The organism is Roseivirga sp. (assembly GCF_049099775.1).
GTDB lineage: Bacteria > Bacteroidota > Bacteroidia > Cytophagales > Cyclobacteriaceae > Roseivirga.
Window position 1 is genome coordinate 130,437 of the sequence record NZ_JAGDZM010000002.1, and the last position, 23,248, is coordinate 153,684.

Below are 23,248 nucleotides of genomic sequence, written 5' to 3' on the forward strand. Positions count from 1 at the left end.
AATTCAATTCACCTTTTTATTCCTTCTTTCTTTTCAAAATAACGACAGAAGTGAATCAAATTGCATTCTTCACACTTTGGTCTCCTTGCTAAACACGTATATCTACCGTGTAAAATGAGCCAATGATGCGCTAATGGAATAACATCTTTGGCTAAATGCTTCACCAACTGTTTTTCTACAGCTAAAGGTGTTGTTAGGTTCTGATTTACTAAACCTAATCTTTTCGAAACCCTAAATACATGAGTGTCTACTGCCATAGAAGGCTGATTCCATACCACAGATGTAATAACATTGGCTGTCTTTCTACCTACCCCTGGAAGTTTTTGTAGATCCTCTATAGTCTGAGGAATCTCAGCATTGAAGTCTTCAACCAGCATTTTACCTAAGCCAATCAAGTGCTTGGTCTTATTATTCGGATAAGAGACTGATCTAATGTATGGGAAAAGTTCGTCGAAATTAGACGCGGCCAAATGTTCGGCAGTGGGGAATTCTGCGAATAGTTTTGGGGTTACCAAGTTTATCCGCTTATCGGTGCATTGCGCACTTAAAACTACAGCAACCAGTAATTCAAACGGGTTGCCGTAGTTCAATTCAGTCTCAGCCTGTGGCTGATTCTCACTAAAATAGTTTACAAATTCTTCGTAACGCTCTTTCCGTGTCATCACGCTAAATTAATAGCTTAATCCACAGAATGTAAGTGATACGATTTAGAATAACTGATAATACTATCAATTGTCGTTTTTGTCGGTGACTTTAAAGCACCATCTAAATCGCCAACTACTGTTGAAAGTTCAGCATAAGTATTCGCCAATTCCTCATCAAAGAGCATGGCTATCTCAATTTCTGAACGCTCCTCAGTGGAAGTTTCATTATAAATGTATCGTACTAAGTCATCTTGGGTAAAGGTTTTGATCATACGCAATGTTCTTTTTGTCCATCTTTTTTCTAAGGTTGATGAGTGCATAGCGCATGCGTCCTAAGGCAGTGTTGATACTCACTCCTGTGGTATCGGCAATTTCTTGGAAACTCATTTGCATATAATGCCTCATCATAAGCACCTCACGCTGTGAATCAGGCAACTCTTTAATTAAGTCGCGCAACAAAGCGTGGGTATCTTCTTTTATTTGTTTAGACTCAATTGAGTCCTCCGAAAATTCTAGTGTATTGAATACGCTACTGCCATCTTCCATGACAATAGTCGGGTATCTTTTCGCTTTTCTAAAGTTGTCAATCGCCAGATTATGTGCGATTCGAGTCACCCATGGAAGAAACTTCCCTTCCTCGTTGTATCTACCTGTCTTAATGGTGTTAACCACCTTAACAAAGGTTTCTTGCAACAAGTCCTCAGCCAAATACTGATCTTTAACGATCAAATAGATGGTAGTGTAAATTTTCTTGGTGTGACGGTTTACCAGCGTGGTGAAACCCTCTTCGTTACCATTCTTGTACTGCGATATCAATTGACTATCGCTTATAGCATACTTCCTCATGTCAGTAATTATTAGGTTAACGTAGAGGTTTCTATCTATATTGTACTGGTTTTAGGGTTGGAATTAATTTTTGTCGTTTAGTCAAAAGTAGAAAATCTGAAATACAAAGCAAATTAACATCGGTTAATTTTAAATTTGACTTGATAACTTTCGTCTTTAAACTTACACTCGAAACATTAAGCAATCATAATGCCAAAGAGTAAAATTTTATTCTGATTTCTCAAGTTAAAATTTAAGTAACATTTAGCTATTCGCTCTGTTATCTTTGCATCCTCATGAATTCAACAACTGTCTCAAACAAAACCCCTATTGATGACCTCGACCCAAAAGAGTTTATCATTATCAAAGGAGCCAAGGTAAATAACCTCAAAAGCCTCAGTGTAGCCATTCCGCGCAATAAATTGGTCGTTGTCACAGGGCTTTCAGGTTCGGGAAAATCATCTTTAGCCTTCGATACCTTATTTGCTGAGGGGCAACGAATGTATGTGGAAAGCTTGAGCAGCTATGCAAGACAGTTTTTGGGTAGAATGGAAAAACCAGAAGTAGATTACATCAAAGGGGTGTCTCCTGCTATTGCTATTGAGCAAAAAGTTAGTACTCGAAACCCAAGGTCTACCGTAGGCACCTCCACTGAAATTTATGATTATTTAAAATTACTTTTTGCCAGAATCGGCAAAACCTATTCTCCAGTTAGTGGCGAATTAGTAGAAAGAGATAGCGTAACAGGGATTGTCGATTTTTTAATGACCAAGCCAGAAGGCACGCGGATCATGATATTATGCCCCCTTTTGGAAAAAGAGGATAGAGCACTTGAGCAGGAACTTAATATTCTACTTCAAAAAGGATATACCCGTGTTCTATCAAACGGTGACCCCTATTTTATTGAGGACTTATTGGAGAATCCTTCAGAAATAGAAGGTAAGTCATTAGAGATTTTAATTGACAGAGGAGTTGTTAAAAACGATGAGGACACACAGTTTAGGTTCGGCGACTCTGTTCAAACTGCTCTTTTTGAAGGGGAGGGAGATTGTATTATTGAAATTCCTGGCGATGGAAGGTTTAATTTTTCTGATCGTTTCGAAGCAGACGGAATCGTATTTGAAGAACCAAGTGTAAACCTTTTCACCTTCAATAACCCTTATGGTGCTTGTAAAAGGTGTGAAGGGTTTGGTAAAATATTAGGCATTGACCCAGACCTAGTAATCCCAGATAAATCACTATCCGTTTATGAAGGTGCTATCGCGCCATGGCGTAGTGAAACTATGAAAAAATGGGTTGAACCAATCCTTAAACATGGTATTGAATTTGACTTTCCTATTCACAGATCATTTGGTGAACTCACTCCTGAGGAACAAGAATTACTTTGGACGGGCAACAAATTCTTTAAAGGCATCCACAAGTTCTTTAGCTTTTTAGAATCTAAAACTCATAAGATTCAGTACCGTGTGATGCTATCTCGTTACCGTGGGCGAACGGATTGTCCTGAATGTATGGGTACTCGTTTACGAAAAGACGCGGCTTATGTAAAAATTGGAGAGAAGTCTATCACAGATATCGTTTTGCAATCCGTTCAAACTACAATTCAGTTTTTTGACAAGCTAGAACTAAGTGCATTCGAAGAAAAAATAGCCGGTAGGCTGATTAAAGAAATTAAGAATAGGCTAGACTACCTTGACAAAGTTGGACTAGGCTATCTTACACTCAATCGCTTGACTTCGTCTCTTTCAGGCGGAGAATACCAGCGTATAAAACTGGCCACATCTCTGGGAAGTGCGCTCGTTGGTTCTATGTATATTTTAGATGAACCGAGCATTGGACTTCACCCAAGAGATACCGATCGACTAATTTCTGTTTTAAAGACCCTCCGCGACTTAGGTAATACGGTAGTTGTGGTAGAGCATGAGGAGAAAGTAATGCATGCAGCAGACCAAATCATCGACATCGGTCCAGATGCCGGGTCAAACGGAGGTGAATTAATGTTTCAAGGAACTCTAGGTGAGCTTAAAGCCGCTGGAAATACTTATACCGCTAAATACCTCAATGGATCTGAACGCCTAGAAATACCAAATGTGAGACGGCAATGGCGTGATAGTATTCATATCAACGGAGCTCGCGAAAACAACTTAAAAGGATTCAATGTCGAAATACCGCTTGGTGTATTATCCGTTGTCACAGGAGTAAGTGGTTCAGGTAAATCTACATTAGTTAAGAAGTTACTCTACCCCGGACTTGGAAAAATGCTCGGCACGGTAGGAGAGCAAACCGGTAAAATGGACGGACTCGAGGGCTCACTCAAATCAGTGAGTCAAATAGAGTTTGTTGATCAAAATCCAATCGGTAAGTCTTCAAGATCAAACCCTGTCACCTATGTAAAAGCTTACGATGCTATTCGACAACTTTTTACTGATCAGCCAGTTGCCAAACAAAGAGGCTACAAACCAGCTTTCTTCTCCTTTAACGTGGATGGTGGTAGATGTGAGACATGCCAAGGGGAAGGTGTAGTAAAAATTGAAATGCAGTTTATGGCCGATATTCACTTGACATGTGAAAGCTGCAAAGGACAGAGATTCAAGCAAGAAATTCTAGAGGTTACATTTAACGATAAGCACATCGCTGATGTGCTTGACATGACTATTGACGATGCCATGGAGTTTTTCGCTGGCGAAAGATCTGTGATCGCCAAATTGGCTCCGCTGCAAGAAGTAGGCTTAGGCTATATCAGACTTGGCCAATCCTCAAACTCACTGAGTGGTGGGGAAGCCCAACGTGTAAAATTGGCTTATTTCTTAGGTAAAGGAGGATCGAAAAGTAAGAGCTCTTCCAAGGAGAATATTCTCTTTATTTTCGATGAACCTACCACCGGGTTGCACTTTCACGACATTAGTAAATTGATGAAGTCGATCAATGCCCTTGTTGCGCAAGGCAACTCCGTTGTTATAATAGAACATAATACAGAAGTAATTAAATGTGCGGACTGGATTATTGATCTAGGGCCTGAAGGCGGAGACGCAGGGGGCAACCTTTGCTTTAAGGGAACGCCGGAAGAGATGATTAAACTAAAAGACAATCACACAGCACACTACTTGTCCGAAGTATTAGATTAGGCTTTATCACGCTTTTTTAGAGCGCTAAAAATGTTAGCAGAAATGATTAACCCAGCGCCGAGCAGCTTAGAACCGCTCATGTCTTCTCCCAAAAACAGGTAGCTTGTGATCATGGCGACAGGTGTTCCTAAGTAGAAAATAAGACTAATTTTTGCCGGGGCTAGCATAGTTGATGCTCTTAACCAAAGCGTATGTGCCCCTACGGTGCAAACAAGGCCTAGAATCCCTAAAAACAGCCAATCTTGATCTGAAAGGTCCCAGTTTGACTCACTAATCATCACCAAAAAGATAATCATTGCAAAAGCATATTGGCCAAAGGCGCGCGTTAAAGAATCAATATGTTGATGCCTTCGCTGCACAAAGGGTAATACAGCAAAGAAAAATGCACTCACCAAACCCACCAGAATCCCAGCTGTAAGGTCATTGCCCAAGCTAAATTCCGGTACAATCAAGAATATACCTATTAAGGCTACGAAAACAGCCAAGAGGTCCTTAAGTAATGGCTTTTGACCATTGATGATCCAGTTTAAATAAATCATGTGAAGGCCAAAAGAAGACACTGAGAGTATAGCCATCGAAGGAGTCGAAAGTTTAACGCTGATGAAATAAGTCATCCAATGTGCACCAAAAAGAAGGCCGATGTATAATAGTCCTTTCCAGTCTTTCCTAGATAGTTTTTTGAGTTTTCTAACCCGAACTAGGCTAAAAAGAAAAACAGAGCCAATGATTAATCGAACGATTCCAATCGTATAGGCATTGGCCGAAACCTCTTTTATAAAAACAGGGGTAATTCCAAATAGGAAAACGGCAATCAGTCCTTCTGTGTAATAGCGAGAGTTCAAGAGGCAAATGTAATTGAATCTAACTTCAAGTTGAGTTGCACTTGATACACTTTAAGTCAAAGACTTGACAAATAGATGGTCTTACTACTTAAAGTCCTAGGCCTTCTGCTCATCAGGAGCATTGTTCTTTAACAGCCCTTTACGCTTCAATATAGTTTCTACAAACTTTACCTCATTCTGCGTTTTAAATGCCGTAAAAGGAAAAAGCATTAGTTGAGCTTTACTTACAACCAGAACAATTTGATTTTTATCTACCCAGGCTTTTTTAATCTGATCCCATTTCATCGGCATGCCTTGCTTGGAATTCATTTTGATTAAAATCTGCTGACTATTAATCTCGTAAGAAAGTTTTTCGAATAGCATTTTACTCTGCTCAAGTTGCGTAACACCCGCAAACTGTATCAACCAGAATAATAAATAAAGAGTGAAGGTGATTAATGCACCAATCCACCACCAATTGGATGGAATCACGAATGTCATTGAAGAAATGGCTAAAACGATAAGACCTACCCACCATTGTTGAGTAAGCACATTGCGCATTCCGGCGCGTCGGTAAGCCTTCTTATCTAACGCGTATTTTTTTGTTTTAACAATCATAATTAAGCCTCTTTATACACAGTGTCGAAAAAGGAACACAAACATAATGATCAAAACCAAGGCTTCTATCAATAGTACTAAAAAATTGCGCTTGTTCTTTGACAAATTATTCGGCTTTGAGGCTGATATCCAAACTTTTAATTGAATGAGTAAGTGCTCCAACGGAAATAAAATCGACACCGGTTTCTGCAACCCCGCGAATGGTTCTTTCGGTAATGCCACCGGAAGCCTCTGTCTCTGAGCGGCCTGCGATTATTGATACTGCTTTCGACATATCAGTATTCGACATATTATCAAGCATAATTCTATCCACACCTCCTACCGAAAGTGCTTCTTCCACTTCTTCTAGATTGCGTGTTTCCACTTCTATCTTTAAATCCCTGCCGGTATGCTTCAGATATGTTTTCGTAGCAGTTACCGCAGCCGTGATTCCTCCTGCAAAATCATTATGGTTGTCTTTCAGCATAATCATGTCATACAAACCATACCGATGATTAACCCCTCCACCGATTAAAACTGCCCACTTTTCCAACATTCTCATGTTGGGTGTTGTCTTTCGTGTATCTAAAAGTCTAGCCTTAGTTCCTGAAATTAGTTTATTCATTTCGGCGGTTTTCGTGGCAATACCACTCATGCGTTGCATACAGTTCAGTAGCAGTCGCTCTCCGCTCAAAATAGCTCGAGCGTTTCCTTTGAGTCTTAGAATAACGTCGCCTCTAAAAACGGCATCGCCATCTTCAGCTAAGGCTTCTAGTTCCATTTCAGGATCTAGTTCTCTAAAAATGCATTCGGCCAAGTCCATCCCGGCTATCACGCCATTTTCCTTCATAATTAAATATGCGGAATTGGTAGCGTCTTCAGGGACTGAAGCTAAAGTGGAGTGATCACCATCTCCTATATCTTCAATAAAAGCGTTTTGAATAAAACTGTCTAAAGCTTCATCGGTAACGTATGCAGGTCTCATACCCAAAAATAGCTAAAAGCACTCACTAGAAAATGAAATGAGTAGGATTAGCGCTCCTTAGAAAATTCTAATCGGTAGACTTTATACTTTTTTGCGTACTTCTTGGCCCTTACTACAACTCTGTGCTTCCCAGAAGAAGATGTATACGTACCAATGGCATAGAGAATTCCACCAGAATCGTTATCTCCTTCATGAATAAACTCAAAGCCAGTAGCCGGGTTCTGTTGAAAAAATTGCTTTAGCATAATCTCCGCTTGGTTCTTGCTATATTCTTTGCGTTCACCATCGAGCCTAATTTCTAGTTTTGAATGAAGGTGCTTAGTCAGCTCCTTCGAACTACTGGATTTTAGCGCGTCTTCAACACGCTCCATAATATCTTCACTTTCTTGAGCTACCACACCAAATGAAATGATAAGTGCCAGTACTATAAGTGTGTTTGTGCGTAGTTTATGCATGTCTAAGGATTCTGTCCTCTTGATAACGAAAATAATGCCAATTGTTTCATAGAATAATCAACATTTATTAAAGTAATACAATGTGCCTGCACAAACAAACCAGCCTTTAATATTTATATTTGTGGTATGAACAAACGCGTTTTATTGATGATTCTAGACGGTTGGGGGTTAGCCCAAGATAAGTCTGTTTCAGCCATTGACAAGGCCAATACACCGGTCATTGACTCCCTTTTTAAGGGTTATAACCATAGTAAACTTGAAGCTTCTGGATTAGCCGTTGGACTACCTGAAGGGCAAATGGGAAATTCCGAAGTGGGCCACATGAATATTGGCGCAGGCAGAGTGGTTTACCAGGATTTGGTAAAGATCAATAAAGCGGTTGCCGAAAACACACTAGCGGAAAATGAAACGCTAAAGAGTGCATTTACTTTCGCTAAAGAAAACAATAAGAAGATACACCTTATGGGCTTAGTTTCAGATGGTGGTGTACATTCTCACATTGGTCACCTGAAAGGCTTATTATCCATTTGTGCTGGAATGTCACTGGACAAGGTTTTTGTTCATGCCTTTACTGATGGCAGAGATACTGACCCAAGAGGAGGTAAGTCTTACCTAAAAGAGGTCTTAGATCATGCGGAGCAAACCACAGGAACTATCGCGTCTATTACAGGAAGGTACTTTGCCATGGATAGAGATAACCGATGGGAAAGAGTAAAACTAGCCTATGACGCCATGGTTAATGGAACAGGAACAGTTTCCATGGACCTACTTTCTTCAATACAAGATTCTTACGACTCAGGAGTAACTGACGAATTCATTAAACCTATCGTTCATACTTCGGAAGGTGAGCCTGTTGGCAAAATGGAAGAAGGAGATGTTGTGATTTGTTTTAATTTCCGAACTGATAGGGGACGTCAAATTACTCAGGCACTTACTCAGTCTGATTTCCCGGACTTCGGTATGGAAAAACGAAGCTTTCATTATGTGACCATGACAAACTATGATGACTCATTTCAAGGCGTAAAAGTCATCTTTAATAAAGACAACCTAAATAATACTTTAGGAGAAGTTTTAACCCATGCCAATAAGAAACAAATTCGCATAGCTGAAACGGAAAAGTACCCACACGTGACCTTCTTTTTTAGTGGCGGAAGAGAGAAGGAGTTTGAAGGCGAAAAAAGACTTTTATGCCCTTCTCCAAAAGTTGCCACCTATGATCTTAAGCCTGAAATGAGCGCTCATGACATAAAGGATGCAATCATTCCTGAGTTAAATAATCAGAGTGCAGACTTTATTTGTTTGAATTTTGCAAACGCAGATATGGTAGGCCATACAGGTGATTTCAATGCTGCTGTCAAAGCCTGTGAAACAGTGGATACTTGCTCTGGAGCGGTAATTGATGCCGCTTTGGCCAATGATTATACTACCATAGTGATTGCCGATCATGGCAACTCCGACATCATGGTAAACCCCGATGGTTCTCCAAATACAGCACATACAACAAACCTTGTACCCTGTATTCTAGTTGATAAGGAGATAAAACCTGAAATGAAAGACGGAAAACTCGGTGATTTAGCGCCTACAATACTCAAGCTTATGGGTGTAGATACGCCCGTTGAGATGACTGGCGACTTACTAATATGAACAGAATAAAGCTCTTTTTTACTTTCGCATTAATTGGGACGATTTCAGCTTGTACTGGAGAAGGTACAAATACAAGTGTTGGAGAAAGTTCTTATTTCGATTTACAAACGCTTCTCGACAGCCAGGTTGAATACCTCACAAGTTCAGAGGCGAAACTTAAAAAGGAATTGACAGCGCAAGGGGCTAAAGAGAACTTGACCATTGACCCTGATTCCGTTCAAGGCTGGAAAAGACAACTGAAGTTATTCTACGAAGCGAATATTAATAAAAAGGGCTTTGAAGGGGAATATTTTGAAGAACACCTGCCCGTGATCAACGGCCTTTCCAAATCAATATTCACAGCTAAGACGCAAAAGAACCCCGTTAAAGTTCTTGAATGTACTTATGAAAATGACACCCTAAAGGAAATTCGGGTTTCGGTAAAAGAGTCAAACACCGTATATGAAGTATCTAAAGAGATGACTCTTCATTTCAATTCGGAACAACACCTCGTCGGTTTCGATATTAAGGGGGGAGAAACTATGGCCGTGAAAAAAGACCTTAATTACTCTATTGTAGGAACGATCATTTACTAGAGACGGAAAAGGGCTTCTAAGAAGCTCATGTTTTCATTTCCCTTTTTCACTAAGAACATCGGAATATCATTATCCTCCATTAGAAGTTTCTCTGCAACGCTCCCAATCAGGAAAGCAGCAGCACTAGACCTTCCTTTTGAACCTAGGATGATCATATCAACATCTAATTCTGCCCCTGTTCTATATATTTTATCGGCCGGATGTGGGTCATCATCTAGAGCGTACGTATGATCGTAGTCCACACCTTCTAAGTTCATTTGACTAAAGAATTTATCGCATTGTTCTTTAGTGTTTTCGAGCATAATTTCGGCAAATTCCTCATAGCTCTTACCAGATTTAGCAAAGCCTACCGGAACGCGGTACACGTTATTGCTTAACAATTTGGCTCCCGTCTTTTTCTGAATATCAATGGCTATTTCAAAAGCCATTTTCGAGTGTTCGGAATAGTCTATAGAAACCAAGATTTTCTTCAACTCGTATTTTTCTTCCTCAGGAACGAATATTACAGAAGAAGCACTTCCTTTAGCTATTTTCTTAGAGTGTAAACCAGATCCAGACAACTCTTCCTTTCTTCCTAGAAGAATCAAGTCCACCACTTTAACCTTCGCAAATTTTAGTATCTCATCAGTAACCGCGCCTGCTTGAACCTTGATTTGCATATCGCAGTTTTCTGGCTTTTCAAAATACTCGTCTATCACAACTTGCATTTCCCTTTCGAGCGTTTCGTCCACAGGGGCCATCATATTGCCATATTTTTCCTGAATCTCCTCTGGTAACTCTAGAGAAGTAGTAACGTGCAAAAAGTACACCGCATCAATTTCAAATGCCTTGGCAATCATAGAAGCATACTTAATTAAGTAAACATCCATTTCGGTGAGGTCAAGCGTGACCATCATTCGCTGAAACTTGCTAAGATCTTGCATAATTCGTGGTTGAGTTTGTATGGTAATTTATTGAATAAATCCTCCCTTTTCCAGCCTGAAAGGTTTTTTTTAGATGAAAATTCAAGCATGTTCGGGATAACACCGCTCCTTTTTTACATTTGCACTCCTAACTAAGAATACAAAGGGTAAATGAGCTATCTAAAAAGACTACAAGGCAAATGGGGACTGAAATCCTTGTTTCAAACCATAATGGTGTTGATCGTCTTTGCCTTTACAGGATCTACCGTTTTATTTATAAAGCCATTTCTCTTCGAATTAGTAGGTCTAGATAGCATCAAAGGCACAAAAGGTATTTTACTCTATATTTTGCTTGTTTTCCCTCTTTACCAAATTCTTATCCTCATTTATGGATTTATTTTTGGTCAGTTTGCGTTCTTTTGGGAGTGGGAAAAGAAAATGTTCAGAAGAATAACAGGCAGGAAGTAAATAGCAGCCTTTATCCCTCAGAATGTCCCTTTTCTAATCACTTCGAAATTCAAATTTGATTATATTTGATTGTGGACGGACAAGTAAAAAGCTTACTAAAAAAACATTCTCTTCGCCTTACTCAAGGTAGAAAAGATGTGCTATCCATTTTTCTACACCGAAATATTGCCATATCTCATAGCGACATTGAATCGGATATAGATGGAAAATATGATAGAGTAACGATCTATAGAACCTTAAAATCATTCTTAGAGAAAGGACTCATTCATAAGGTACTGGACGATAGCGGGGCAACAAGATATGCGCTGTGTAATGATAATTGTAGTGAAGCTGAACATCAACACAACCACATTCATTTTAAGTGTCAGTCCTGCGATGAAACTACCTGTCTAGATCATGTGAATATACCGAGCGTAACACTGCCAGATGGTTTTCAAATGGCCGAAAGCAACTTCCTTATTACCGGAACTTGTGCCAAGTGTGCCTAAACTAGCACCTCTTCTTCTTTCAACTTATCTAAGTCTTTTGGCCATACTATGCCGGGTGGCAAATCGATCTTTGGCGGAATAGATAAGTCCTGATCTCCATCGTCGCTGGAACCGTTATTTGACTTTTTACTTCGCATGAGTTTAAAGGCCAAATAAGTCAGGATCACATAAGTGATACCGCTCCATAAAATATCGTAGTAGAAAGTATCCATTGACTTCTTACATCAATATACTCACTAATTGAGACTTTGGTTTAAAATAAATGGTTATAAAACGAAGAATAGTAGCCAAATCACCAGAAATATTGGCAAGAGAATCGGTACGGAATACCGAAGAATATAACCGAAGAATGATGGCATGTGAATACCCGTTTGTTCAGCTATTGACTTCACCATAAAGTTAGGCCCATTCCCGATGTAGGTCATTGCGCCAAAGAAAACAGCACCCACTGCAATGGCGGTCAAGTTTATGACAGAATCAGGATATTCGCCACCCGCAGCATAAGCTTGAACATCTGCCACAACGCTAATATCACCCCCTTGAGAGGCTAGCGCAGCGGCTAAAAAGTTTAAGTAAGTTGGAGCATTATCTAAGAATCCAGACAAGAACCCTGTTCCCCAATACAAAGAGTTAGGGTTTATTAAGGCAACCCCTGTTTCAGATTGTGCAAACTCACTAACAAGGGCTAAAGCAGGCATCATTGTACCAAAAATGCCTACGAAAATAAAGGCCACTTCTCGTATAGGCTCAAAGTTGAACTCATTGCCCTCAATGGCTTTCTTACTAGCAAATTTGAAAGATAAATAGCCTACTGAAAGCATAATAATCTCACGGATGAAAGAGAATTTCTGCCCATCGTAGATAATTGCTGGAACACCTTCAATAACATTCGGATCTATGAAAACAGCCGCAATGATAACAGCCAGCCACAAGAAATTCTTACTACCGACAATGGTTGTTTTATTGGTAAACTCCACCTCTGGAGCCAAGTCCATGTCTTTATTTCTTCTATCGAAGAAGTAAAACATAATCGCCAAAATAATTAGCGCTGCAATCCATGGCAAAAGATTATGAGTTAGCGTCCACATAAACGGAACCCCTTTCAAGAAACCTAAGAACAAAGGAGGGTCACCAATTGGCGTAAGTGCACCGCCAATATTACTCACCATGAAAATGAAAAAGATAATATGGTAAGGCTTTATTCTGCCCTTATTTAAACGGATAAAAGGTCTTATTAAAAGCATTGAAGCGCCTGTTGTTCCAATAAGATTGGAAATTACAGCACCAATAAGAAGCAGCCCTACATTGGCCATAGGTGTGGCCTTCTTATCCACGTTTATCATAATACCGCCAGATGCGATATATAGAGAAGAAAGCAAGGCTATAAACTGAACATATTCTGCCAGGGCATGAACTGGGGCATGTGTATCGTGTAGTGCAAACAGATAGTAAAGGACTACAAGTGATGCCAGGGAAACGGCGATTAAGGGATAATTCTTATGCCAAAAATGCTCGTAAAAAAGCGGGCCAGTAGCTATCATTCCTAACAGTAAAACGAAGGGTATTACTGTCCAACCAGGAGGGGGGCCATGATGAGCATCATCGGCCGCAGCATGATCGTCGGTTGCAGATTCGCCATGATTCTCTTGTTTATCTTCTGCATGACTATCTTTTACATCATCCTCATGGCCATCTTGCATGAGTATTGAGGTTTCTGGAACCGCATTAATTTCAGCAATCAGTTGTGCATTGGGTATATAAAACCCGAGCACAAGTAGGAATACCAAAAGATTGATGCGTTTCTTCATTAAGGTCGACGTGAATTGCTAATATAGACGAGATTATCAATATTTAAAATCAGATAGTATGAATCCTAAGTTAATATTGTCTGTTTTTGATTTAAATCTGACTATCAACCAACTGCGATAATAGGAGCAAAAATAACTCCCTCTCATTAATCAAAAACCATACATATCTCCACCCATATTATCATGTTTTGCCCCTGTAACAGAAGCCAAACAATTGGGTTTTTCTAAATACCTAAGAAGACCTAAATAAGCGAAGACGAGCGCTTCTTTGAAGTTGACAATGCTATCATTGGGCACACATATTTCCGCAATTGAAAGATCAGAAAGTCTTGAAATAAACTGTAAATGGAATGCTCCTCCACCGGTAACAAGCACTTTTGACGGTTCTTTACCCTTATTAATTTCAGAAGCAATTTGAGTAGCGGAATGCTCCGAATAAGTGGCCATTAAGTCTTGAGTACTAATTTTAGAATCTTTTATAATCGGTAACCAATGCGCAACGAAATCTTCATAACCCAAAGATTTTGGTGCGGCTTTTTCCAAATAGGCCAAGCTGTTCAATTCAGCCAATGTTGATTCATCAACTTTCCCTTCGCTGGCTAACTTTCCATTATGATCATAGTCCCGGTTAATCTGATTTGCCAAATAGTTGAGGCCCATATTAAAAGGACAAATGTCAAAAGCTGTGATACTTTTCTGATCGCTCTGTGATGAAATATTGGCGATGCCCCCTAAATTCAAACAGTAATCATAGTTACCGAACAGATCTCTATCTCCTATCGGCACTAAAGGAGCACCTTGCCCACCAAGTTTTACATCGTTTTCCCTAAAATTATTTATCACCGGAAGGCCGCATTGCTCAGATAGAAGCCTACCGTCCCCAATTTGTAAGGTGTATCCTTCCTCCGGATTATGAAAAATTGTATGGCCATGTGAAGCCACAAAATCAACATGACCCCTTATAGACTTGCAAAAGCTCGAAATAGCTGAGCCTATATATTTACCTAAGGCAAAGTCTAGTTGCTTTATTTCCTGATCGGTAGATCTGATTGCCGCTTTTAATTGATCAAGTAAAGTCACTGGATAACTGATTGTTTCCGTTTTCTCTATTGAAAAAGACCATTTCTCGTTTAAATAAGTAAATCGAACGGCAACCAAATCAAGCCCATCCAAAGAAGTACCAGACATCGCTCCGATGATCAGAAAACTAGATTGTTGTTGAGAAAGCATTTATAAAACTAATCTTTTCGTTATAATAGCGGTTCAATAGCTATGAATCTCGTAATCGATTTCGGTAACACCAATATAAAGTGCGGAGTTTTTGACAATGACTTACTCAAATTGTCAGAGACTTTTCAAGACACTGAAAGTGTTCGCGCCTTTATCAATGATAGAATCTATTATAAGATAGGTGTATGCAGTGTTAGCCAAAGCGCCGAAGACATTAAAGAAAAAATTCCTGAATTGGAAAGCGCTCTTTTTCTAAATCATAACACAAAGACTCCTCTTCAAGTAGATTATGAAACTCCACATACTTTAGGCATGGATCGATTGGCGGCGGCCGTTGGTGCTCATGCAATCTTTCCAGATGTTCCACTAATGGTGATTGATATTGGAACCTGCATTACTTATGATTTCATTTCTGAGGACGCCGTTTATCAAGGGGGTATAATTAGTCCCGGCGTTGAATTGAGATATAAATCAATGAACGATTACACTAAAAACTTACCGCTCCTCAAAGACCTTGATAGTCATTCATTTATCGGTAAATCAACACGCCAAAGTATGAATAGCGGCGTTATCAATGGAATAACGGCCGAAATTCAGTCTCACATCTCACAATTATTGTTAAATAATGCTGGTTTAAAGGTGATTATGACGGGTGGAGGCTCCAAAACGTTTGAATCTAAAATAAAATCTGACATCTTTGTCTCCCTCGAAATTGTGCTCGTTGGGTTGAATCGTGTTTTGGAATATAATGTGGAGTAAAACAAGAATTATATTAGCTCTTTTTTGGAGCTTCTTTTTATTTAATCAAGCTGCTGCTCAGTACGATCAAAGCAGCTATTCCATTATTGGTATAGGCAACCCAAATTGGGGTGGTTATTCGCAAAATGCAGCAATGGGTGGCCTAGGTATTTCCTATGGTTCTCGATTATTTCTAAACAACCTTAACCCAGCTCTTTTAGCATCAAACCAAGAAGCAATCTTCCAACTTGGTTCTTCTTTCGACATTAGATCTTTTAGCCAAGAAGGAAATAGTACGTACAGCTCTATCGCTGGAGGGGTTAAAGATTTCGGCCTTAACCTTCCAATTAAATACGCCAAATGGAATCTAGGCATCAGTCTTAATCCATACACAAATGTTAATTACGGGTTTATCAATTCTAGCGAAGGGACTGGTCCGGAAGGGTCTACACCTGTTGTGGAAGTAGAAGGCAGAGGGGGGATCGAAGAGCTTTCAGTTGTAAACTCATTCAGAATAAAGAACTTCCAGTTTGGTGTTAAAGCATCTTTCCTTTTCGGTTCTATTCAAAAAGAAGATCAATTTTCCCTTACTGGATTAACTACAACAAACTTTGGAGACGCGGTTGTTAACCAAACAAAAAACTACCACAGATTGTCTTTCGGAGTAGGCGGTCTTTACAAGCTTTTATTAAGCTCTAACTCCAGATTAAACATTGGTGCTACTTATAATCCAGAAATAGATCTTAGACAAAACATTCTGGCCACACTAGAAAACCAGACCTCTACGGGTAACTTCATATCAGGTGATACCTTGGTAAATGATAAAGCCGATAAAAAAACTATTACTATTCCAAACAAATTTGGCTTTGGAATATCTTATGAAAAATTTCAAACTTTAACCATCGGGCTTGACTTCCTCTCTCAAGATTGGTCCGCTTACCGAGACGAAAATGGTCTTGTAGAAAATGGTTATGGCAAAGCTTATCGCCTTGCTTTAGGGGGAGAATTTATTCCGAACTACCAAGCCCAAAAATTGTTTAGTGTAACTAGCTATCGGTTTGGAATACATTATGAACAGACACCTTTTTTGGTGAATAACGAAACCATTGACGATATTGGCATCAGTTTTGGAGCTTCGTTACCATTAAATGCCTTTTGGGGGCAAGCTCACCTGAACTTTGGAGCGACATTCGGTCGTCGAGGAAACGTTTCCAATGGTTTAGTGAGAGAAAACTATGTTAAAATTCATTTGGGCTTTAGCTTGCAAGATGTAACGTGGTTTACAAGACAAAAATTTAACTAAACAAATTACATATGAAATTGAAAGCACTGTTATTGACTGCCTTTTTGGTATTGTGCTCTTCACTACAAGCACAATTCTTTTGGCCTGAAAACCCTGAGAAAAGATCAGAAGCAGAAACGCTATGGACATTATTCGATGATGTTTATGGACAAGGAGACTACGAGGCTGCCAAGCCACATCTAAATGAAATCATTGAAAAATTCCCTGGTTTAAGTACTGCGGTATATATCAATGCGCTTAAAGTTTGGAAAGACTCTTACAAAAACACCAAAGTAGTCGCTGAAAAGAAAGAGTACGCCGACAAAATCATGGACTTATACCAAAAGCGCTATGACAACTTTGAAGGAGAAAAGAAAAAAGTAATTGACCGTCAGGCAATGGATGCTTTTCAGTACTACTACAAGGACAAAAGCAAAACGCAAGAATTAATAGACCTCTTCGAAGAAGCTTACGCTCTAAAAGGTAACGATGCTTACTATCCACTTGGAAGGTACTACATGAACATGGCTACTTTTGCCTATGTAAGAAAAGTGATCACTGACGATGATGAGGTTCTTAGAATCTATGATCGTTGTACAGAACACATCGATTACCAAATAGCGAAGGCGAAAGATGCTGGTAAAAGCACCAACAGACAGGTTGCTATTAAAGAATTTGTTGACAAAAAATTAGCTGACCTTAAATTGGTTGACTGTGACTTTGTTGTAACCAAACTAGTACCCGAATTTGAGCAAAATCCGGATAACGCGGAACTAGCAAATAAAATCTTTGCATTTGCATTTGAAGGTGGTTGTACTGATGCTGATTGGTTTGTAAAAGCAGCGGAGAAAGTATTCTCAAGCAACCCTCAATACGGAGTAGGTTATTTACTCGGTGTAAAGTTCGGCTCTGAAAAAGACTTCGATAAGTCTAAAGACTACTTCCTAAAAGCTGCGGAGCTAACGGAAGATAACACCGATAAAGGAAAAGCCATTAAGCAAGTTGCTGCTACTGAAAGAATTCAAGGCAACAAAGCTGAAGCGAGAAAATATGCATTGCAAGCTGCAGAAGTTGATCCTACGCTAAGTGACGAAATGTATACGCTTATTGGCGATATGGTTTTAGGTAGCGATGAATGCGATAATAAAAAGAGCCAAGTAGAGGACAGAGCAAGGTTTATCGTTGCTCATGATTACTACGTAAAAGCTAAGAACAACACCAAGGCAGCACAAGCAAGAGGGTATTTCCCAGCCATTGGTGATATATTTACAGAAGGAAAAGAAGAAGGACAAAGCATTCGTGTTGGCTGCTGGATTCAAACTAGCGTTAAGTTGGTAAGAAGACCAGAGCAATAACACTTTAAAATTTAATAGAAACGGTCTTCTTCAATCATGAGGAAGACCGTTTTTTGTATGAACAAACTCGTATCATATTGCCTTTTAACAATAGCGCTTGCATTTGCAACAAGCTGTGGGGATGACGACTCAAAACTCACCGAAATGGAAGAGTATACGGGCCCTTCATTCGAGTCGGAAAACGTATTGATTAAATTGACCGAAGCCACCGTAGTGAAAGTCATAATGAAAGGTAAAAAACAACTCCAATATCAAAATGGCGACATTGAGTTTCCAGAAGGACTCGAAGTGACATTTTTTGACGAAAACGGTAAAAAGACCTCTATCCTTACTGCGCAAAAAGGCTTTAAATCAGCCAACGAAAACTTATATCGTGCCAATGGCGATGTAGTCGTTAGAAACCTCGAAAAAGAAGAAACCCTTCGCACTGAGGAGCTATTCTGGAATCCAGAAACCAAGAAAATATTCACCAATAAGTTTGTAACCGTACAAACACTCACTGATATCATTCCTGCTGAAGGATTAACAGCTCCACAGGACTTTTCCACCTATGAATTCACTAAACCCCGCGATGGAGAATTCAAACTAGAAGACAATTGAAAAATTTAGGCGACACGATAATCTTTTCTCTCACCGTAGTACTTTTCATTATTGGTGTACACCTAACCATGACATGGGGAATAGAATACTCCTATACTTTTTTTATGCTGTCCTTGGGATTGCTATTTTTATATAAGTACCGCCAAACCAAGCGCAAGGAAAAAGAAAAGATGGACGCCAAGAAAAAGCCCTACGCAAAAAAGACTAAAAAACGTTAATGGATCCCTATCAATTGACGGTAATCATTATTTGTCTGATTTTTTCAGCATTCTTCTCTGGAACAGAAATCGCATTTGTAAGTGCGAGCAAACTTCAAATAGAACTACAAGGCCAACAAGGGAAATTAAGCGGCCGAATTCTATCCTTTTTTACTCAAAAGCCATCGAGGTTAATTAATACGGCGCTAGTTGGGAATACGATAGCCCTTGTTATTTACGGTATTTACATGGCTGCCCTTTTGGAACCGCTAATAGCAGAAAACCTTCCTGAGCAAATCAACTCCGATAGCACGGTTGTAATTCTTCAAACTATTGCCTCCACTATAATTGTACTATTTACGGCTGAATTTACCCCTAAAAGCATCTTTTTGATCAACCCGAATAGTCTTCTTAACATTTTGGCCCTCCCGCTTTTTGTGATCTTCTGTATCATGTTCATTCCGGTTTGGATCATAGAGCAGATGTCTAAATTCATTATCATCTACCTACTCAGACAACCGTATGCGGAAGACAGGCAAGTATTCGGTTTAACCGATCTTGGCAACTACATCAAAAGAAATACGCATGAAGATGTAAAGCAGGCAAACGTTGAAGTAGACACTAAGATTTTCAATAATGCCTTAGAATTCAAAACGGTAAGAGTTCGTGAATGTATGATTCCGAGAACTGAAATTTCTGCGGTTGACATTGAAGACAATATCGATGAACTCAAACAAGAATTTTTAGAAAGCAGTCATACGAAAGTTCTCGTTTACAAAGGAAATATCGACGAAATAATTGGGTATTGCCATGTACTAGAGCTCTTCAAAAAGCCTCAAGATATAGAGGGCATCCTTACCCCAATTATAATAGTTCCTGAAACCATGCTGGCAAACGAATTGATGATTCAGTTCATTCAAGAACGAAAAAGCCTCGCCCTTGTGGTAGATGAATTCGGCGGAACTTCAGGAATTGTAAGCTTAGAAGATGTTATCGAAGAGATTTTCGGAGAGATTCAGGATGAGCACGATGACGACGAAGATTGGGTGGAACAAAAGCTCGATGAAACCAAATATGTACTGAGCGCCAGGCACGAAATTGACTACCTAAACGATAAATACAACTGGCACATTCCTGAAGGAGAATACGACACTTTAGGGGGCTTTATCTTGTCAATAACAGAGAATATTCCTGAAGTTGACGACGTGATAGACTTCACCACATTCGACATTAAAATTATCAGCAAAGAAGACGCAAGGATCGATAATGTTCTTTTCCGACTCAAATAACACGGAGACTCCTGATCTTTAGGCAGTTTTGTCCTGATAATCCTTTGATTTTAGGCCATAAAACCGTTATGTTTGCGCCTGTTTAAAAAATAACTGATGGCAATAATTAATACGCTTCGTGAGAAAATGGGAAAACTACTGGTAGTAGTAGTTGGGTTCTCAATCTTAGCCTTTGTACTTACCGACTTTTTAAGCCAGAATTCTAGCTTATTTGGTAATAGTAGAAATGTAGGTGTGATTGACGGAGAAGAAGTTTCACAAGAAGTATTCGCAACATACGTTCAGAACGCAACGGCAGGTTACGGTGCTACTACTCCTCAATTCACTCAGCTGATTAGAGACAATATTTGGAATAGCATGATTGCAAACACTGCATATGCGAACAAGCTAAATGAGTTAGGTCTTGAAATTGGAAATAATGAAAGAGTAGACATGGTTCAGGGAAAAAACATTTCCCAGAGCATGAACGACTTCTTCATGAGAAACTTAGGTTCAAACGATGTTCAATCCATTAAGAATTTCTTAAGTCAATTAAACTTATACGATCCAAGAGTTCAAGCAGCTTTCGCAAATGCCGAGCAACAAGCTATGTTCGAAAGAACAATAGAGAAGTTTGAAAACATGCTGGCAAAAACTGAGTACGCTACCCTAGCCGACGCTCAGAAAGCTTATCAAGAGCAACTAGCTTTTGCTAATGTAGATTACTTATACGTTCCTTACGCAACCGTTACCGATGCACAAATTGGTGAAATCACTGATGCAGAGATTCGCAGCTACTTATCAGACAACGCAGATGATTTTAAAGTTGATGAAACTAGAGACATCGACTACGTTTCATTCCCTGTAATCCCTTCGTCAGAAGATTCAGCAGGATACTTAGCAGACGTTGAAAGCTACAAAAGACAATTAATGTCTAGCGACAATGATTCGACCTATGCAAGCAGCATTACAGAGCAAGGAGTAGGTTTTGCTACCTATGACCCAACAGCGCTTCCGCTCCAAATTGCAGACAACTTATCTTCATTGAAAGTTGGCGATGTAGTAGGGCCAGAATTAACAAACGGTATCTATACCCTTCACAAATTATCAGGAATTGTTCCTACCGATAGCGAATTTGCTAGAGCGAGTCAAATTGTTTTCAACACAGCCGGCATGTCAGCCGCAGAAGTTGTTGGCGTAAGACAAACAGCGAATAGCGTTTTAAGAAGAGCAAGAAACGGAGAGTCTTTCGGAGACCTTGCAAGAGAATTTAGCCAAGGCGCTTATAACAATGTAGGCGGCGATATGGGTTGGATCAAAAAAGGCGACACAAAATCTGCAGATATTGAGTCAGCTGTTTTTGGTACTACACGAAAAGGTATTGTAAGAAGGTTGGTTGAGACGAGTAACAATATTTACATTGTTAATGTAACAGAGCCAAAAATCAAAAACAGATATAAAGTAGCACAAATCATAGTTGAGCTTACCCCTTCTCAATCGACTATTGACATGGTTTACAGACAAGCAGGCTTATTTGCAAGCAATGCTAAAAGCATCAACCAGTTCGATGACTACGTAAGCGAAAACGGTTATACAAGATTTAGCGGTGTTGAAATTGATAGAAACGCTATTTCTATTGGCCGAATGAACAATGCAAGACAAATTGTTTCATGGTTATACGGAGAAGCATCTATTGGAGATGTAAAAGACTTCGACCTTGATACTGAATATGTAGTAGCTGTTTATAGAAATAAAACTGATGAAGGCACTAAGTCAATAGACGCTGCAAGATCTGAAATCACTGAAATCTTGAAAAAGGAGAAGAAAGCAGAGTACATTATGGCAAAGCTGAACGGCCTTTCAGGATCAATTTCAGAAATGGCTAAGTCTTACGGAAATGAAGCTATTCTATTGAATAACCCATCATTGAAATTGGCCGACAACAGCCTTCCAAATGCAGGGATTGCTCCAGAAGCTATCGGTGCTACATTTGCATTAAACAATGCAGGTGAAAAGACAGCGCCTTACAAAGTAGACAACCAAGGTGTTGTAGTGGTTGAGTTAAAATCTAAATCAGCTGCATCGGAAATTGGTGATTACACTTCTTACGAGAATCAACTAATTCAAGAAGCTTACAACATTATCAAGAATGCCCTCAGACAATCTGTTATCGACAGGGTCGAGGTCGTTGATGAACGATACAAATTCTATTAATTTCTAAATCGGCCAGTTGGCCGATTTTTTTTTGTGTAACTTTTTCAACAGATCTATTGTTAGCCTGATCTATGAACGACTATACCACATCGGAATTCAAAAAGAAGTTGGACGACATACATGCTTTTCCAACGGTCTATATGTTCAAGTTTATCGTAACTGAAGATAAGACTGGGGAAGTTGACAAACTCTTCCCAAACACTTCGCTCAACTATAAGCCTTCTAGCAAAGGCAAGTACGTAAGCGTTACGGCCAGTGTAACCATGCCATCGAGTGATCGTGTTATCGAAATTTACAAGGAGGCCAAGAAAATTGAAGGCATAATAGCACTTTAATGCCAAGGGCCGCACTCACCATATTGTTAATTGTTTTTACTTGCTGGTCTTGCGGTTCTAGCGATTCTAAAACAAAAGAAAAACAGGAGCCAATCATCAAATTAAAAGAAGGTCCGAAACCAGTATCAATAGCCGATCAACTGGAACCAAAGATTGAGGATATTGAAAGAACCGAGTGGCAAAATCCCGACTATATTCTTGACTATTTGGGCGACCTTAGTGGTAAAACTGTTGCTGATGTAGGTGCTGGAGCTGGTTATTTCGCGTTTAAACTAGCAAGAACAGCCGAAAAAGTTATTGCGTTGGATATCGATCCGAAAGCACTTGAATATATCGAGAGTCAAAAAGAAATTGTTGGCGATTGGTCGAGCAATATAGAGGCAAGACTCACTCCTCCCGATGTACCCAATCTTTTGAGTGATGAAGTTGACTTAGTATTAATAGTAAATACCTATAGCTACATCCCTAATAAAGAAACCTACTTCCCAAGGCTCCTAGAAGGCCTAAAACCAGGAGGAAAACTGATTATCGTAGACTTTAAAATCGAAGATATTCCAGTGGGGCCGGCAAACGAATTTAAAACAGCACCAAAAGAGGTTCGATCGGCTTTGAGAAAAGCCAATTTTAAACGAATTGATATCAACGAAGACAATCTGAAATATCAATACATTATCAGCGCTGAAAAAAGATAA

At 39.5% G+C, this 23,248-nt stretch carries 25 protein-coding genes; 14 read left to right on the top strand and 11 right to left on the bottom strand.

Translation table 11 applies throughout. The features are described 5' to 3' along the window. Nucleotides 1-8 precede the first annotated feature (8 nt). Genes nth through JXQ92_RS02870 form a run of 3 tightly spaced genes read right to left on the bottom strand, consistent with a single transcriptional unit; the run spans nt 9 to nt 1,490 of the window. The gene (gene nth, locus JXQ92_RS02860) at nt 9-662 is read right to left on the bottom strand and encodes an endonuclease III (RefSeq protein ID WP_421985068.1); all 654 of its coding nucleotides are present in this window, start codon (nt 660-662) and stop codon (nt 9-11) included. Between the two features lie 17 nt (nt 663-679). Further along, entirely contained in the window at nt 680-916 is a 237-nt protein-coding gene (locus tag JXQ92_RS02865) for a hypothetical protein (RefSeq protein WP_421985069.1), read from the bottom strand. Continuing rightward, complete coding sequence (locus JXQ92_RS02870) at nt 891-1,490, bottom strand: RNA polymerase sigma factor (protein WP_421985070.1); 600 nt, start codon at nt 1,488-1,490, stop codon at nt 891-893. Before JXQ92_RS02870 ends, JXQ92_RS02865 begins: the two co-directional genes overlap by 26 nt. Before the next feature lie 275 nt (nt 1,491-1,765). On the opposite strand from JXQ92_RS02870, the gene uvrA reads away from it, so the two are divergent. After that, nucleotides 1,766-4,594 (top strand): excinuclease ABC subunit UvrA, encoded by a 2,829-nt coding sequence (gene uvrA, locus JXQ92_RS02875; RefSeq protein ID WP_421985071.1) that lies wholly within the window; start codon nt 1,766-1,768, stop codon nt 4,592-4,594. Here the strand turns inward: uvrA and JXQ92_RS02880 are convergent. From JXQ92_RS02880 to JXQ92_RS02895, 4 genes are all read right to left on the bottom strand, one after another. Then, nucleotides 4,591-5,436 (bottom strand): DMT family transporter, encoded by an 846-nt coding sequence (locus JXQ92_RS02880; protein WP_421985072.1) that lies wholly within the window; start codon nt 5,434-5,436, stop codon nt 4,591-4,593. The genes uvrA and JXQ92_RS02880 overlap by 4 nt on opposite strands. Nucleotides 5,437-5,532: 96 nt before the next feature. Further along, nucleotides 5,533-6,033, bottom strand: a complete 501-nt coding sequence (locus tag JXQ92_RS02885) for a YcxB family protein (RefSeq protein ID WP_421985073.1) — start codon at nt 6,031-6,033, stop codon at nt 5,533-5,535. Between the two features lie 106 nt (nt 6,034-6,139). Further along, nucleotides 6,140-6,997, bottom strand: a complete 858-nt coding sequence (gene nadC / locus JXQ92_RS02890) for a carboxylating nicotinate-nucleotide diphosphorylase (protein ID WP_421985074.1) — start codon at nt 6,995-6,997, stop codon at nt 6,140-6,142. Nucleotides 6,998-7,044: 47 nt separating this feature from the next. Then, nucleotides 7,045-7,452 (bottom strand): DUF4783 domain-containing protein, encoded by a 408-nt coding sequence (locus tag JXQ92_RS02895; RefSeq protein WP_421985075.1) that lies wholly within the window; start codon nt 7,450-7,452, stop codon nt 7,045-7,047. A 126-nt stretch (nt 7,453-7,578) separates the two neighbouring features. Here JXQ92_RS02895 and gpmI point away from each other — a divergent pair, with 126 nt between their 5' ends. Together gpmI and JXQ92_RS02905 are read left to right on the top strand one after the other, a co-directional pair. Beyond that, nucleotides 7,579-9,096 (top strand): 2,3-bisphosphoglycerate-independent phosphoglycerate mutase, encoded by a 1,518-nt coding sequence (gpmI, locus tag JXQ92_RS02900; RefSeq protein ID WP_421985076.1) that lies wholly within the window; start codon nt 7,579-7,581, stop codon nt 9,094-9,096. After that, nucleotides 9,093-9,671: a hypothetical protein gene (locus tag JXQ92_RS02905; protein WP_421985077.1), complete on the top strand. Its 579-nt coding sequence runs from the start codon at nt 9,093-9,095 to the stop codon at nt 9,669-9,671. Before gpmI ends, JXQ92_RS02905 begins: the two co-directional genes overlap by 4 nt. Here JXQ92_RS02905 and JXQ92_RS02910 read toward each other — a convergent pair. Beyond that, nucleotides 9,668-10,594, bottom strand: coding sequence for a universal stress protein (locus JXQ92_RS02910; protein ID WP_421985078.1), 927 nt, complete (start codon nt 10,592-10,594; stop codon nt 9,668-9,670). The genes JXQ92_RS02905 and JXQ92_RS02910 overlap by 4 nt on opposite strands. A 150-nt stretch (nt 10,595-10,744) precedes the next feature. On the opposite strand from JXQ92_RS02910, the gene JXQ92_RS02915 reads away from it, so the two are divergent. Together JXQ92_RS02915 and JXQ92_RS02920 are read left to right on the top strand one after the other, a co-directional pair. Beyond that, the gene (locus tag JXQ92_RS02915) at nt 10,745-11,041 is read left to right on the top strand and encodes a DUF6787 family protein (RefSeq protein ID WP_421985079.1); all 297 of its coding nucleotides are present in this window, start codon (nt 10,745-10,747) and stop codon (nt 11,039-11,041) included. A 71-nt stretch (nt 11,042-11,112) separates the two neighbouring features. Beyond that, nucleotides 11,113-11,529: a Fur family transcriptional regulator gene (locus tag JXQ92_RS02920; RefSeq protein ID WP_421985080.1), complete on the top strand. Its 417-nt coding sequence runs from the start codon at nt 11,113-11,115 to the stop codon at nt 11,527-11,529. Here the strand turns inward: JXQ92_RS02920 and JXQ92_RS02925 are convergent. The 3 genes from JXQ92_RS02925 to JXQ92_RS02935 form a co-directional block, all read right to left on the bottom strand. After that, entirely contained in the window at nt 11,526-11,741 is a 216-nt protein-coding gene (locus JXQ92_RS02925; protein WP_421985081.1) for a hypothetical protein, read from the bottom strand. The two genes, JXQ92_RS02920 and JXQ92_RS02925, sit on opposite strands and share 4 nt — an antisense overlap. A gap of 54 nt (nt 11,742-11,795) precedes the next feature. Further along, the gene (locus JXQ92_RS02930; RefSeq protein WP_421985082.1) at nt 11,796-13,337 is read right to left on the bottom strand and encodes a sodium:proton antiporter; all 1,542 of its coding nucleotides are present in this window, start codon (nt 13,335-13,337) and stop codon (nt 11,796-11,798) included. Between the two features lie 150 nt (nt 13,338-13,487). Next, complete coding sequence (locus JXQ92_RS02935; protein ID WP_421985083.1) at nt 13,488-14,567, bottom strand: anhydro-N-acetylmuramic acid kinase; 1,080 nt, start codon at nt 14,565-14,567, stop codon at nt 13,488-13,490. Between the two features lie 42 nt (nt 14,568-14,609). Here JXQ92_RS02935 and JXQ92_RS02940 point away from each other — a divergent pair, with 42 nt between their 5' ends. From JXQ92_RS02940 to JXQ92_RS02980, 9 genes are all read left to right on the top strand, one after another. Then, on the top strand, nt 14,610-15,326 hold the full coding sequence (locus JXQ92_RS02940) for a type III pantothenate kinase (protein ID WP_421985084.1): 717 nt from the start codon (nt 14,610-14,612) through the stop codon (nt 15,324-15,326). Beyond that, nucleotides 15,316-16,608 carry a hypothetical protein gene (locus tag JXQ92_RS02945; RefSeq protein WP_421985085.1) on the top strand — a complete coding sequence of 431 codons (1,293 nt, stop codon included), beginning with the start codon at nt 15,316-15,318 and terminating at the stop codon, nt 16,606-16,608. The genes JXQ92_RS02940 and JXQ92_RS02945 overlap by 11 nt, the downstream gene beginning before the upstream one ends. A gap of 11 nt (nt 16,609-16,619) precedes the next feature. Then, on the top strand, nt 16,620-17,942 hold the full coding sequence (locus JXQ92_RS02950; protein WP_421985086.1) for a hypothetical protein: 1,323 nt from the start codon (nt 16,620-16,622) through the stop codon (nt 17,940-17,942). 57 nt (nt 17,943-17,999) lie between these two features. Then, on the top strand, nt 18,000-18,542 hold the full coding sequence (gene lptC / locus JXQ92_RS02955) for an LPS export ABC transporter periplasmic protein LptC (protein WP_421985087.1): 543 nt from the start codon (nt 18,000-18,002) through the stop codon (nt 18,540-18,542). Continuing rightward, nucleotides 18,539-18,760: a hypothetical protein gene (locus JXQ92_RS02960; protein WP_421985088.1), complete on the top strand. Its 222-nt coding sequence runs from the start codon at nt 18,539-18,541 to the stop codon at nt 18,758-18,760. Before lptC ends, JXQ92_RS02960 begins: the two co-directional genes overlap by 4 nt. Then, complete coding sequence (locus JXQ92_RS02965; protein WP_421985089.1) at nt 18,760-20,028, top strand: hemolysin family protein; 1,269 nt, start codon at nt 18,760-18,762, stop codon at nt 20,026-20,028. The genes JXQ92_RS02960 and JXQ92_RS02965 overlap by 1 nt, the downstream gene beginning before the upstream one ends. Before the next feature lie 96 nt (nt 20,029-20,124). Continuing rightward, nucleotides 20,125-22,221, top strand: a complete 2,097-nt coding sequence (locus JXQ92_RS02970) for a peptidylprolyl isomerase (protein ID WP_421985090.1) — start codon at nt 20,125-20,127, stop codon at nt 22,219-22,221. Nucleotides 22,222-22,292: 71 nt separating this feature from the next. After that, on the top strand, nt 22,293-22,556 hold the full coding sequence (locus JXQ92_RS02975; RefSeq protein ID WP_421985091.1) for a DUF493 domain-containing protein: 264 nt from the start codon (nt 22,293-22,295) through the stop codon (nt 22,554-22,556). Next, a complete protein-coding gene (locus JXQ92_RS02980) occupies nt 22,556-23,248 on the top strand; it encodes a class I SAM-dependent methyltransferase (protein ID WP_421985092.1) in 693 nt (230 codons plus the stop codon). The genes JXQ92_RS02975 and JXQ92_RS02980 overlap by 1 nt, the downstream gene beginning before the upstream one ends.

Bases quoted from the DNA above. Each gene is read 5' to 3' on its own strand.
- nadC (WP_421985074.1), bottom strand. From the start codon at position 6,997: ATGAGACCTGCATACGTTACCGATGAAGCTTTAGACAGTTTTATTCAA.
- JXQ92_RS02940 (WP_421985084.1), top strand. From the start codon at position 14,610: ATGAATCTCGTAATCGATTTCGGTAACACCAATATAAAGTGCGGAGTT.
- JXQ92_RS02930 (WP_421985082.1), bottom strand. From the start codon at position 13,337: ATGAAGAAACGCATCAATCTTTTGGTATTCCTACTTGTGCTCGGGTTT.
- uvrA (WP_421985071.1), top strand. From the start codon at position 1,766: ATGAATTCAACAACTGTCTCAAACAAAACCCCTATTGATGACCTCGAC.
- nth (WP_421985068.1), bottom strand. From the start codon at position 662: ATGACACGGAAAGAGCGTTACGAAGAATTTGTAAACTATTTTAGTGAG.
- JXQ92_RS02975 (WP_421985091.1), top strand. From the start codon at position 22,293: ATGAACGACTATACCACATCGGAATTCAAAAAGAAGTTGGACGACATA.
- JXQ92_RS02935 (WP_421985083.1), bottom strand. From the start codon at position 14,567: ATGCTTTCTCAACAACAATCTAGTTTTCTGATCATCGGAGCGATGTCT.
- JXQ92_RS02950 (WP_421985086.1), top strand. From the start codon at position 16,620: ATGAAATTGAAAGCACTGTTATTGACTGCCTTTTTGGTATTGTGCTCT.
- JXQ92_RS02905 (WP_421985077.1), top strand. From the start codon at position 9,093: ATGAACAGAATAAAGCTCTTTTTTACTTTCGCATTAATTGGGACGATT.
- gpmI (WP_421985076.1), top strand. From the start codon at position 7,579: ATGAACAAACGCGTTTTATTGATGATTCTAGACGGTTGGGGGTTAGCC.
- JXQ92_RS02910 (WP_421985078.1), bottom strand. From the start codon at position 10,594: ATGCAAGATCTTAGCAAGTTTCAGCGAATGATGGTCACGCTTGACCTC.
- JXQ92_RS02885 (WP_421985073.1), bottom strand. From the start codon at position 6,033: ATGATTGTTAAAACAAAAAAATACGCGTTAGATAAGAAGGCTTACCGA.
- JXQ92_RS02895 (WP_421985075.1), bottom strand. From the start codon at position 7,452: ATGCATAAACTACGCACAAACACACTTATAGTACTGGCACTTATCATT.
- JXQ92_RS02970 (WP_421985090.1), top strand. From the start codon at position 20,125: ATGGCAATAATTAATACGCTTCGTGAGAAAATGGGAAAACTACTGGTA.
- JXQ92_RS02980 (WP_421985092.1), top strand. From the start codon at position 22,556: ATGCCAAGGGCCGCACTCACCATATTGTTAATTGTTTTTACTTGCTGG.
- lptC (WP_421985087.1), top strand. From the start codon at position 18,000: ATGAACAAACTCGTATCATATTGCCTTTTAACAATAGCGCTTGCATTT.
- JXQ92_RS02945 (WP_421985085.1), top strand. From the start codon at position 15,316: ATGTGGAGTAAAACAAGAATTATATTAGCTCTTTTTTGGAGCTTCTTT.
- JXQ92_RS02865 (WP_421985069.1), bottom strand. From the start codon at position 916: ATGATCAAAACCTTTACCCAAGATGACTTAGTACGATACATTTATAAT.
- JXQ92_RS02925 (WP_421985081.1), bottom strand. From the start codon at position 11,741: ATGGATACTTTCTACTACGATATTTTATGGAGCGGTATCACTTATGTG.
- JXQ92_RS02915 (WP_421985079.1), top strand. From the start codon at position 10,745: ATGAGCTATCTAAAAAGACTACAAGGCAAATGGGGACTGAAATCCTTG.
- JXQ92_RS02965 (WP_421985089.1), top strand. From the start codon at position 18,760: ATGGATCCCTATCAATTGACGGTAATCATTATTTGTCTGATTTTTTCA.
- JXQ92_RS02870 (WP_421985070.1), bottom strand. From the start codon at position 1,490: ATGAGGAAGTATGCTATAAGCGATAGTCAATTGATATCGCAGTACAAG.